This is a genomic window from Kitasatospora sp. NPDC001175, from assembly GCF_053598215.1.
Genome location: NZ_JBSFJU010000041.1, coordinates 1 through 11,591, shown reverse-complemented (window position 1 = coordinate 11,591; position 11,591 = coordinate 1). Strand labels below are relative to the sequence as shown.

Below are 11,591 nucleotides of genomic sequence, written 5' to 3'. Positions count from 1 at the left end.
CCACAGGGGCGAGGGCAGTCCGGTCGTGAGGAAGAGGGGTGATCCACCGTCACCCTTCTTTCACAGGCCACCGGCCGGGGGTCGGTGGGTGGGCCGGCCCGGCTGGCGGTAGGGTAACGCCGCGCCAAGTCTCATCCGGATCGCGCGAGTTCCGGTCCGGGAGGATCGGGCCGAGCCGACGAACGGCCAGTCAACAAGGGGGAGAGCGCCGGTGAGCGCTAATGCAACGACCGGATTCTGCCGGGTCACTGTGGTGGCGCCGGACAGCCGGATCGACGTCGCACTGCCGGAGGACGTCCCGCTCGCGGACATCTACCCCGAGGTGCTGAGGCTCTCCGGCCAGACCCAGGCGGACGGTGCGCCGACCGGCTTCCACCTGGTCCGCCGCGACGGAACGGTCCTGGACAGCGGACTGCCGCTGGCCGCTCAGCAGGTGCGCGACGGCGACCTGCTGAGCCTGCGCCCGTTCGCCGAGTCGCTGCCGCCGGCCGTCTACGACGACGTGGCCGACGCCATCGCCAGCGCGGTCGAGGCCGACCGCCGCTTCTGGAGTCCCGAGCTGATGCGGGCTTTCGGCCTGATCGGCTCGACCGTGCTGCTGGTGCTGCTCGGGTTCGCGCTCTGGTTCTCCGACCTGCGCCACGACATGCACAGCCTGCCGGGCATCCTGTCCGGCGTGACCGCGGTCGTCCTGGTCGCCTTCGCGGGGATCCGCGCCCGGGTCTACGACGACCACGACGCCGGGCTCGCGCTCGGCCTCGGCGCGCTCCCGCACACGCTGATCGCGGGCAGCGGCATCATCGCGATCGCCCACCAGGGGGACGGTCCCGGCCGGCTCCAGTTCCTGGTCGGCTGCGTCGCCGTCCTGGTGGTCTCGGTACTGCTGGTCGGCCTGCTGCCGGAGAAGGACTCGGTCTTCGTCGCCTCCTCCTTCCTGGCCGCCGCGGGCACCCTGGCCACCTTCGCGGGCGTGCTGCTCTCCGGTACCCCGGCCACCCACATCGCCGCCGTCACCGGTGTCGCCGCCATCGCCGCGATCGGCGTGCTGCCCGCGCTGTCCGCCCGCTTCGCCCGGCTGCCCGTCGGCTTCAGCGCCCCCGGCCAGACCCGTACCCGGGGTCGCAACTTCTCCGAGGACGAGAACCGCGCCGAGACCGTCCAGTACGAGAAGATCGCCCACCAGGCCCGCCGGGGCCACGAGGTGCTGGTCGGCCTGGTCGGCGGCTGCGCCGCGGTGATCGTCGGCGCCTGCGCCGTGCTCGGCTTCAGCGACACCATGTACGGCGAGCTGCTGGCGCTGGCGGTCGGCATCGCGACCATGCTGCGGGCCCGGCTGTTCCGCTACACCGCGCAGGTCTTCGCCCTCACCATCGCCGGCCTGGCCGGCCTGGGCCTGCTGATCCTGGGCCTGTCGCTGCACACCCCGGAGTTCATCATCCGGGCCGCCGGCTCCACCACCCAGACCGACCTGCGCACGGTCTGGCTGGGCGTCTCGATCGCCTTCGGGGCCGCCGTGCTGACCGCCATCGCGCTGGTCGTGCCGCGTCTGGGCGTCTCCCCGTTCTGGGGCCGCGTCCTGGACATGGTGGACGGCCTGATGCTGATCTCGCTGGTCCCGCTGGCCCTCGCGGTGCTGGACATCTACGGTCTGGTCCGCGGCGCCACCAGCTGATCCGAGGCCCGCGCCACGCGCCCGCCGTCGCCCCGCTGTCGGGGCGGCCGGCGGGCGCTGGTACGCTTGGGCCCGTCCGAGTTCTGTCAGATCCTGTGCCGTCTACCAGGGTCGCTCGGCGAAACCCTTGAAGGAGATGCCGTGGCACTCGCCGCCGACGTCAAGAAGCAGATCATCGCCGAGTTCGGTCAGAACGAGAGCGACACCGGTTCCCCGGAGGTCCAGGTCGCGATGCTCTCGCGCCGCATCTCGGACCTGACCGAGCACCTGAAGTTCCACAAGCACGACCACCACTCCCGCCGTGGTCTGCTGATCCTGGTCGGCCAGCGCCGCCGTCTGCTGCAGTACCTGGCCAAGAAGGACATCGAGCGTTTCCGTACGCTCGTCGACCGCCTGGGCATCCGCCGCGGTGCCGCCGGCGGCGCCCGCTAAGTCCGCCGTGCAGGGGCGGCTCCCCCTACCGGGGAGCCGCCCCTCGCTGCATCCCGCACGGTGCCGCCGTCCTCCGCAGTGACGGACGGCGAACGCCGGGCGAACTCCCTGCGACGAGTCCCTTTCCACACGCGTGGTAATGGCGGGCTCTGTAGGGTGTGAATTTGTAAGGTGAAGGGCATGCCCGCTCATGGTGTCGCGAAGACGCCGCGAGAATTGAGGCAGTGCGACATCACCGAGCGGGCCGCTGGCTTCAAACGGAAGCCGCCCGCGTCCCAGGGAGCGTCCACACGCGACCGCCGACCAGCAGGCCGAGAGGCGCCGGTCCTCGGTAGTGGCCGTCGGGGAGTGCCGAGCCGTCCAGACGACGGCGCCGGCGACCCGGAGGCTTCGATCGAAGACCGGCCCAGATGCCCGGGCCACCGGTAGGCAAAGCGGAGGGGCGCTCCTCGGGAGACGTACGAAAGAGGAGATCTTCCAGGTGGAAGAGAACGTGTTCTACGCCGAGGCCGTCATCGACAACGGCAGCTTCGGCACCCGTACCATCCGCTTCGAGACCGGCCGGCTGGCCCGTCAGGCCGCCGGCTCCGCCGTCGCCTACCTCGACGACGACACCATGGTCCTGTCGGCCACCAGCGCGTCCAAGCAGCCGAAGGAGCACTTCGACTTCTTCCCGCTGACCGTCGACGTCGAGGAGCGGATGTACGCCGCGGGCCGGATCCCCGGCTCGTTCTTCCGTCGTGAGGGCCGGCCCTCCGAGGACGCGATCCTCACCTGCCGCCTGATCGACCGCCCGCTGCGCCCGTCCTTCGTCAAGGGCCTGCGCAACGAGGTCCAGGTCGTCGTGACCGTCATGGCGCTGAACCCGGACCACCTGTACGACGTGGTGGCCATCAACGCCGCCTCCGCCTCCACCCAGCTGGCCGGTCTGCCGTTCTCCGGCCCGATCGGCGGCGTCCGGGTCGCCCTGATCAAGGGCCAGTGGGTCGCCTTCCCGACCCACAGCGAGCTGGAGTCGGCCGTCTTCGACATGGTCGTCGCCGGTCGCGTCCTGCCGGACGGCGACGTCGCGATCATGATGGTCGAGGCCGAGGCCACCGACAAGACCATCAAGCTGGTCGCCGACGGCGCCGAGGCCCCGACCGAGGAGGTCGTCGCCGACGGTCTGGAGGCCGCCAAGCCGTTCATCAAGGTGCTCTGCCAGGCGCAGTCCAAGCTGGCCGCCCAGGCCGCCAAGGAGACCGGCGAGTTCCCGGTCTTCCTGGAGTACCAGGACGACGTGCTGGCCGCCCTGACCGCCGCGGTCAAGGACGAGCTGGCCCAGGCGCTCACCATCGCCGGCAAGCAGGAGCGCAACAACGAGCTCGACCGCATCAAGGCGATCGCCGCGGACAAGCTGCTGCCGGAGTTCGAGGGCCGCGAGAAGGAGATCAGCGCCGCCTACAACGCGCTGACCAAGAAGATCGTCCGCGAGCGCGTCATCAAGGACAAGGTCCGCATCGACGGCCGCGGTGTCACCGACATCCGCACCCTGGCCGCCGAGGTCGAGGCGATCCCGCGGGTCCACGGCTCGGCCCTGTTCGAGCGCGGCGAGACCCAGATCCTGGGTGTCACCACCCTGAACATGCTCCGCATGGAGCAGCAGCTCGACACGCTCTCCCCGGAGACGCGCCGTCGCTACATGCACAACTACAACTTCCCGCCGTACTCGGTCGGCGAGACCGGCCGCGTGGGCTCGCCCAAGCGCCGCGAGATCGGCCACGGTGCGCTGGCGGAGCGGGCGATCCTGCCCGTGCTGCCGACCCGCGAGGAGTTCCCGTACGCCATCCGCCAGGTCTCCGAGGCGCTCGGCTCCAACGGCTCCACCTCGATGGGCTCGGTCTGCGCCTCCACCATGTCGCTGCTGAACGCCGGTGTGCCGCTGAAGGCCGCCGTCGCCGGTATCGCCATGGGCCTGATCTCGCAGGAGATCGACGGTGAGACGCACTACGTCACCCTGACCGACATCCTGGGCGCCGAGGACGCGTACGGCGACATGGACTTCAAGGTCGCCGGTACCCGCAACTTCATCACCGCCCTGCAGCTGGACACCAAGCTGAACGGCATCCCGGCGTCGGTGCTCGCCGCCGCGCTGAAGCAGGCCAAGGACGCCCGCCTGCACATCCTCGACGTGATGAACGAGGCGATCGACACTCCGGACGAGATGTCGCCGAACGCCCCGCGCATCATCACCATCAAGATCCCGGTGGACAAGATCGGTGAGGTCATCGGCCCCAAGGGCAAGATGATCAACCAGATCCAGGAGGACACCGGCGCCGAGATCACGATCGAGGACGACGGCACCATCTACATCGGTGCCGCGGACGGCCCGGCCGCCGAGGCCGCCCGCACCACGATCAACCAGATCGCCAACCCGACCATGCCGGAGGTCGGCGAGCGCTACCTGGGCACCGTGGTCAAGACCACGACCTTCGGCGCGTTCGTCTCGCTGATGCCGGGCAAGGACGGTCTGCTGCACATCTCGCAGATCCGCAAGCTGGCCGGCGGCAAGCGCGTGGAGAACGTCGAGGACGTGCTCGCGGTCGGCACCAAGGTGCAGGTCGAGATCGCCGAGATCGACCCGCGCGGCAAGCTCTCGCTGATCCCGGTCGTCGAGGGCGAGGAGGGCGGCGAGGCCGCCACCGCGTCCGAGTGACGGCTCGCAGCTAGCTGACTCCCGCGGCCCGCACGCCAGCTTGAGCGTGCGGGCCGCACCCTGTTTGTTCCCACCCATGGAGGTACCCGCGTTGGCTCAGGCCTCGGCGGCAACGCAGCGACCCGGCACCACTCGCACCCTGCTCAGAGGCGTCGACGGCGCCGGCACGGTGCGCCGCACCGTCCTTCCCGGCGGCCTGCGGGTCGTCACCGAGACCCTGCCGACGGTCCGCTCGGCGACCTTCGGGATCTGGGTCGGCGTCGGCTCCCGGGACGAGACCCCGGTCCTCAACGGTGCCACCCACTACCTGGAGCACCTGCTCTTCAAGGGCACCGCCCGGCGCAGCGCGCTGGACATCTCGGCCGCCCTGGACGCGGTCGGCGGCGAGATGAACGCCTTCACCGCGAAGGAGAACACCTGCTACTACGCGCGGGTGCTCGACACCGACCTGCCGCTGGCCATCGACGTGGTCTGCGACATGGTCACCGGCTCGCTGGTCCGCGAGGAGGACGTGGAGGCCGAGCGCGGCGTCATCCTGGAGGAGATGGCGATGGCCGAGGACGACCCGGGCGACGTGGTCCACGACCTGTTCGCCAAGGTCATCTACGGTTCCGCGCCGCTCGGCCGCCCGATCCTGGGCACCCAGGAGACCGTGACCGGGCTGAGCCGGGACCAGATCGCCGGGTTCTACCGCCGCCGCTACAAGCCCGAGAACCTGGTCGTCGCGGCGGCCGGCAACCTCGACCACAAGAAGGTGGTCCGGTTGGTCGAGCGGGCCTTCGCGCCGGTGCTGGCCAGGTCCACCGGCCACCCCGCCGAGCTGCCCCGCTCCGTCAAGGCGCTGCGCACCGCCGGGAAGATCCAGGTGCTCAACCGTCCCACCGAGCAGGCCCACCTGGTCCTCGGCCTGCCGGGCATACCCCGCCACGACGAGCGCCGCTGGGCGCTGGGCGTGCTCAACGCGGCCCTCGGCGGAGGGATGAGCTCGCGGCTGTTCCAGGAGGTCCGGGAGAAGCGGGGCCTGGCGTACTCGGTCTACTCGTACTCCACCTCGTACGCGGACAGCGGTCTGTTCGGCATCTACGCCGGCTGCCAGCCCAAGCGGGTCGAGGAGGTCCTGGAGATCTGCCGCGCCGAGTTGGCCAAGGTGGTCGAGGAGGGCATCACGGCCGAGGAACTGCACCGGGCGATCGGGCAGATCTCCGGCTCCACCGTGCTCGGCATGGAGGACACCGGCTCGCTGATGAACCGGATCGGCAAGGCCGAACTCTGCTACGGGCAGCACCTGTCCGTGGACGAGATGCTGGCGAAGATCGCGGCGGTCACCCTGGATGACGTCCGGGACGTGGCACGTGATGTGCTGGGTGCCTACCGGCCCTCGCTCGCGCTGATCGGCCCGATCAACGACAGGCGGGCGGCCGCGCTCGCCGACCTGCTGCACTGAGAGGGTTACCGAAGATGACGCTGCGCGTTGCCGTGATCGGCGCCAGGGGACGGATCGGTTCGGAGGCCGTCAAGGCCGTCGAGGCCGCCCCCGACCTGGAGCTGGTTGCCACCCTGGGCCGCGACTCCGAGCTCTCCGAGCTGGCCGACGCCGGTGTCCAGGTCGTGGTCGAACTGACCCACCCCGATTCGGTGATGGGCAACCTCGAATACTGCCTGCACAACGGGATCCACGTGGTCACCGGCACCACCGGCTGGACCGACGAGCGGCTGGCCACCGTGCGCGGCTGGCTGGCCGAGAGCCCGCGGACCGGTCTGCTGATCGCGCCGAACTTCTCCATCGGCGCCGTCCTCGGCATGCAGTTCGCGCAGGTCGCGGCCAAGTACTTCGAGTCGGTCGAGGTGGTCGAGCTGCACCACGACCGGAAGGCGGACGCCCCTTCGGGTACCGCCACCCGTACCGCGCAGCTGATCGCCGCCGCCCGCACCAAGGCCGGCCGGGGGCCGCAGCAGGACCCGACCACACACGGCCTTGAGGGTGCGCGCGGCGCGGACGTGGACGGGGTGCCGGTGCACGCGGTCCGGCTGCGCGGCCTGCTGGCCCACCAGGAGGTGCTGTTCGGCGACACCGGCGAGACCCTGACCATCCGCCACGACTCGCTGCACCACAGCTGCTTCATGCCCGGCATCCTGCTCGGCGTGCGCAAGGTGGTGGACCACCCGGGCCTCACCTTCGGCCTCGAACACTTCCTGGACCTGTGAGCCGTCGATGACCTCGCGCACCGGTTTCTTCGTGCTCTCCGGCGTCCTGTTCCTGGTCGCCCTGATCTGCGTGGGCGAGGGCGTCCAGCTGATCGCCACCGGCAAGCCGCTCGGCATCGGCATCGGCCTCTGCGCCTTCGTCATCCCGGGGATCGGGGTCTGGTTCCTGCGCCAGACCATCCGCTTCGGGCGGGCCAGCGAGCGGCTCGCCCGCGAGCTGGAGGCCGAGGGCGGGCTGCCGGTGGACGAGCTGAAGCGCACCTCGGGGGGCCGGATCGACCGGGCCTCGGCCGACGCGGTCTTCGCCAGGCGCAAGGCCGAGGCCGAGGCCTCGCCGGCGGACTGGCGGGTCTTCTTCCGGCTCGCGGTCGCCTATGCGGACGCCGGCGACGTGCCGCGCGCCCGCAAGGCCATGCAGCACGCCATCAAGCTGCACGCCACTCCGGCGCCCGTCACGGCGGGCTAGGCTGTCGCCGTCACAAACGGCTCATCCCGGTATTTCTTGGAGGATCTTCGCGTGAGCGATGAAGTGGACCTGACTCCGCAGTTCCGTAGCGATGTCACCGTCGAGCTGGTGCGCAGTGCCGCGGCCGACTCGGACGTGATCTGGGCGGCGCGCGTCTCGACCGCGGGTGAGCAGTCCCTGGAGGCGGTCCAGCAGGATCCGGAGAAGTCCAAGGGACTGATCAACTTCCTGATGCGGGACCGCCACGGCACCCCCTTCGAGCACAACTCGATGACCTTCTTCATCAGCGCGCCGATCTTCGTCTTCCGCGAGTTCCACCGTCACCGCAGCGGTTGGTCCTACAACGAGGAGTCCGGTCGCTACCGCGAGCTGCAGCCGGTCTTCTACGTCCCCGGCGAGGACCGCAAGCTGATCCAGCAGGGCCGCCCCGGCAAGTACGAGTTCGTTGCGGGCAGCCCGGAACAGCACCGGATCGCGACCGAGGCGATGGAGTCCTCCTACCGGGCCTCCTACCAGGCGTACCGGGAGATGCTCGACGCCGGTGTCGCCCGGGAGGTGGCCCGCGCGGTGCTGCCGGTCGGCCTGTTCTCCTCGATGTACGCCACCTGCAACGCGCGCTCGCTGATGCACTTCCTCTCGCTGCGCACCAAGCGGGAGAACTCGGCGGTTCCGTCCTTCCCGCAGCGCGAGATCGAGATGGTCGCCGAGCAGATGGAGGCGGAGTGGGCGAAGCTCATGCCGCTCACCCATGCGGCCTTCGAGAAGCACGGCCGAGTCGCCCCCTGACCTGGGCCGACAGGCATACGGGCGGGGCGGGTGGCATGTCCGGATTGCGGCTTTTCCGGGTGCTCCCTAGGCTCAAAACCACGGATTCCGGTGCTGCTTGAACCCCCGAGCAAGCAGCACCGGAGTCCCACGTCAGGGCCCGCCGCCCAGCCGCCGTCCGTTCGCAGGCCCTCCTGCGGAGCGGCACTCCGCCCCCGCGGAACGGCACATCTGTCCGAACCATGGACCGGCCTGGTAGACCCCCGGCCGCCTACGAGTAGTTTTGGACGCATGGCTCCGACCTCCACCCCTCAGACTCCCTTCGGCCGGGTCCTGACCGCGATGGTGACCCCGTTCACCGCAGACGGCGGTCTCGACCTCGACGGCGCACAGCGCCTGGCCGCGCACCTCGTGGACTCCGGCAACGACGGCCTCGTGCTCAACGGCACCACCGGTGAGTCGCCGACCACCTCCGACGCCGAGAAGGCCCAGCTGGTCCGCGCCGTGGTGGAGGCGGTCGGGGACCGGGCCCACATCATCGCCGGCGTCGGCACCAACGACACGCACCACAGCGTCGAGCTCGCCCGCCAGGCCGAGGCGGCAGGCGCCCACGGCCTGCTGGTCGTCACGCCGTACTACAGCAAGCCCCCGCAGGAGGGCCTGTACCAGCACAGCGTCACCATCGCGGACGCCACCGAGCTGCCGGTGATGCTGTACGACATCCCCGGCCGCTCCGGGGTCGCGCTCAGCACCGAGACGTTGGTCCGGCTCGGCGAGCACCCGCGGATCGTCGCCAACAAGGACGCCAAGGGCGACCTCGCCGCCGCCTCCTGGGCCATCGCCCGCAGCGGCCTGGCCTGGTACTCCGGCGACGACATCCTCAACCTGCCGCTGCTGTCGGTGGGCGCCGTCGGTGTGGTCAGCGTGGTCGGCCATGTGGTGGCCGGCGAGCTGCGCGCCATGATCGACGCCTACCAGGCCGGCGATGTCGCCAAGGCGCTGTCGATCCACCAGAGCTTGCTGCCGGTGTTCACCGGCATGTTCCGCACCCAGGGCGTCATCCTCAGCAAGGCGGCGCTGAACCTCCAGGGGCACGCGGCGGGACCGCTGCGCCTGCCGCTGGTCTCCGCCACGCCGGAGGAGATTGACCGGCTGAGGCTGGATCTCGCCGCCGGCGGGGTACACCTGTAGCAGACACAGACGTGCGCGCCCCGGCTCGCCGGGCCCATCGCAGGCCCGCCGCTGGACCGGACCCAAGGCGCGAGGGCACCAGGACCTGAAATGTAGGAAACCGACGAAGCACGCACGCCATATGTCTTCAGGGGAGGATCCCGGGCATATGGCGTGCGTCGTAAGGAGAGTCTTTTGAGCCACCCGCATCCCGAACTCGGCGCGCCACCGGCCCTGAAGGAGGGCGCCCTCCGCATCACTCCGCTCGGCGGCCTCGGTGAGATCGGCCGCAACATGACGGTCCTCGAGCACGGGGACCGCATCCTGATCATCGACTGCGGTGTCCTCTTCCCGGAGGACGAGCAGCCCGGTGTCGACCTGATCCTCCCGGACTTCAGCTACATCCGGGACCGGCTGGACAAGGTCGACGGCATCGTCCTCACCCACGGGCACGAGGACCACATCGGCGCCGTCCCCTACCTGCTCCGGGAGAACCCGGAGATCCCGCTGATCGGCTCCAAGCTCACCCTGGCGCTGATCGAGGCCAAGCTCGCCGAGCACCGGATTCGTCCGTACGTGCTGGAGGTCGAAGAGGGGCAGCGCGAGCGGATCGGCCCCTTCGACTGCGAGTTCATCGCCGTCAACCACTCCATCCCGGACGCCCTCGCGGTCGCCGTCCGGACGCCCGCCGGCATGGTCGTCGCCACCGGTGACTTCAAGATGGACCAGCTGCCGCTCGACGGCCGGCTCACCGACCTGCCGACCTTCGCCAAGCTGGCCGAGGAGGGCATGGACCTGCTGTTGGTGGACTCCACCAACGCCGAGGTCCCCGGCTTCATCCCGCACGAGCGGGACATCTCGGCCGCCCTGCGCAACGTCTTCGCCAACGCCGATCGCCGCATCATCGTCGCTTCCTTCGCCAGCCACGTGCACCGCATCCAGCAGGTGCTGGACGCGGCCCACGAGTACAAGCGCAAGGTCGCCTTCGTGGGCCGCTCGATGGTCCGCAACATGGGCATCGCGCGGGACCTGGGCTACCTGAAGGTCCCGGGCAACCTGATCGTCGACGTGAAGACCCTGGATGACCTGCCGGACAACGAGGTGGTGCTCATCTGCACCGGCTCGCAGGGCGAGCCGATGGCGGCGCTCTCCCGGATGGCCAACCGCGAGCACCAGATCCGGATCACCCAGGGCGACACCGTCGTCCTCGCCTCCTCGCTGATCCCGGGCAACGAGAACGCGGTGTACCGGGTCATCAACGGCCTGACCCGGTGGGGCGCCAAGGTCGTGCACAAGGGCAACGCCAAGGTGCACGTGTCCGGCCACGCCTCCGCCGGCGAGCTGCTCTACTTCTTCAACATCTGCCGGCCGCGCAACCTGATGCCGGTCCACGGCGAGTGGCGCCACCTGCGAGCGGCGGCCGACCTGGGTATCGCGACCGGTGTGCCGCGTGAGCGTACGGTCATCGCCGAGGACGGCGTCTGCGTCGACCTGGAGAACGGCGTCGCGCGCATCGTCGGCAAGGTCCAAGCCGGTTACGTCTACGTCGACGGCTCGTCGGTCGGCGACATCACCGAGGCCTCGCTCAAGGACCGCCGCATCCTCGGTGAAGAGGGCTTCATCTCGGCTTTCGTCGTGGTCGACTCCACCAACGGCAAGATCGTAAGTGGTCCGACCATCCAGGCCCGCGGCTCCGGCATCGACGACAGCGCGTTCATCCCCGTCGTGGCGAGGCTGGAAGAGGCGCTGACCAAGTCGGCGAACGACGGTGTGCTGGAGATCCGCCAGGTCCAGCAGCTGGTCCGGCGCACCATCGGCAAGTGGGTGGCGGACAACTACCGCCGGCGCCCGATGATCATGCCGGTCGTGGTCGAGGTCTGAGGCGCCCTGGCGGTCCAGGCGGGTTCGGCCGGCTGAGCCGACCGGCTCGGTTTGACGTGGGGCGGCCCGGTGCGTAATGTTCTCCGGGTTGCCCCACGGGACGCCGGAAGTTCTCGAACGAAATTCGAGAGCGGAAAGCGGGCCGGAAAACTCTGATAGAGTTTGGGGGCGCCGAAAGGCGAAAGCGAATCCGATGGAATTCGGTCCGGTAAACGGAGCGGAAAACATCTGATAAGCTGGAAACACGAAAGAACGAAGCGCCCGGAGGTTCCGCTGGAAGGCGGTCCGAAGGAAGCGTCCGTTCC

The 11,591-nt window shown here is 69.8% G+C and carries 9 protein-coding genes; all 9 read left to right on the top strand.

Going from position 1 to position 11,591, the window contains the following annotated elements:
* The first annotated feature begins 211 nt into the window (after nt 1–211).
* The 9 genes from eccD to ACWDAK_RS25945 all read left to right on the top strand — a co-directional run bounded on the left by eccD (nt 212) and on the right by ACWDAK_RS25945 (nt 11,286).
* Nucleotides 212–1,672 (top strand): type VII secretion integral membrane protein EccD, encoded by a 1,461-nt coding sequence (eccD, locus tag ACWDAK_RS25985; protein WP_344640469.1) that lies wholly within the window; start codon nt 212–214, stop codon nt 1,670–1,672.
* Between the two features lie 141 nt (nt 1,673–1,813).
* On the top strand, nt 1,814–2,104 hold the full coding sequence (gene rpsO / locus ACWDAK_RS25980; RefSeq protein ID WP_344640468.1) for a 30S ribosomal protein S15: 291 nt from the start codon (nt 1,814–1,816) through the stop codon (nt 2,102–2,104).
* A 481-nt stretch (nt 2,105–2,585) separates the two neighbouring features.
* Complete coding sequence (locus tag ACWDAK_RS25975; RefSeq protein ID WP_344640467.1) at nt 2,586–4,799, top strand: polyribonucleotide nucleotidyltransferase; 2,214 nt, start codon at nt 2,586–2,588, stop codon at nt 4,797–4,799.
* A 76-nt stretch (nt 4,800–4,875) separates the two neighbouring features.
* Nucleotides 4,876–6,243, top strand: coding sequence for a M16 family metallopeptidase (locus ACWDAK_RS25970; RefSeq protein ID WP_344640466.1), 1,368 nt, complete (start codon nt 4,876–4,878; stop codon nt 6,241–6,243).
* A 14-nt stretch (nt 6,244–6,257) separates the two neighbouring features.
* Nucleotides 6,258–7,004 (top strand): 4-hydroxy-tetrahydrodipicolinate reductase, encoded by a 747-nt coding sequence (dapB, locus tag ACWDAK_RS25965; protein ID WP_344640465.1) that lies wholly within the window; start codon nt 6,258–6,260, stop codon nt 7,002–7,004.
* A gap of 7 nt (nt 7,005–7,011) precedes the next feature.
* Nucleotides 7,012–7,470 (top strand): tetratricopeptide repeat protein, encoded by a 459-nt coding sequence (locus tag ACWDAK_RS25960; RefSeq protein ID WP_344640464.1) that lies wholly within the window; start codon nt 7,012–7,014, stop codon nt 7,468–7,470.
* A gap of 51 nt (nt 7,471–7,521) precedes the next feature.
* Entirely contained in the window at nt 7,522–8,256 is a 735-nt protein-coding gene (gene thyX, locus ACWDAK_RS25955; protein WP_344640463.1) for an FAD-dependent thymidylate synthase, read from the top strand.
* Between the two features lie 270 nt (nt 8,257–8,526).
* Nucleotides 8,527–9,426 carry a 4-hydroxy-tetrahydrodipicolinate synthase gene (gene dapA, locus ACWDAK_RS25950; protein ID WP_344640462.1) on the top strand — a complete coding sequence of 300 codons (900 nt, stop codon included), beginning with the start codon at nt 8,527–8,529 and terminating at the stop codon, nt 9,424–9,426.
* Between the two features lie 174 nt (nt 9,427–9,600).
* Nucleotides 9,601–11,286 (top strand): ribonuclease J, encoded by a 1,686-nt coding sequence (locus ACWDAK_RS25945; RefSeq protein ID WP_344640461.1) that lies wholly within the window; start codon nt 9,601–9,603, stop codon nt 11,284–11,286.
* Nucleotides 11,287–11,591 lie beyond the last annotated feature (305 nt).

What these genes read in the sequence shown, in the direction of transcription:
- ACWDAK_RS25970 (WP_344640466.1), top strand. Translation starts at nt 4,876, where the DNA reads ATGGAGGTACCCGCGTTGGCTCAGGCCTCGGCGGCAACGCAGCGACCC.
- dapB (WP_344640465.1), top strand. Translation starts at nt 6,258, where the DNA reads ATGACGCTGCGCGTTGCCGTGATCGGCGCCAGGGGACGGATCGGTTCG.
- ACWDAK_RS25960 (WP_344640464.1), top strand. Translation starts at nt 7,012, where the DNA reads ATGACCTCGCGCACCGGTTTCTTCGTGCTCTCCGGCGTCCTGTTCCTG.
- dapA (WP_344640462.1), top strand. Translation starts at nt 8,527, where the DNA reads ATGGCTCCGACCTCCACCCCTCAGACTCCCTTCGGCCGGGTCCTGACC.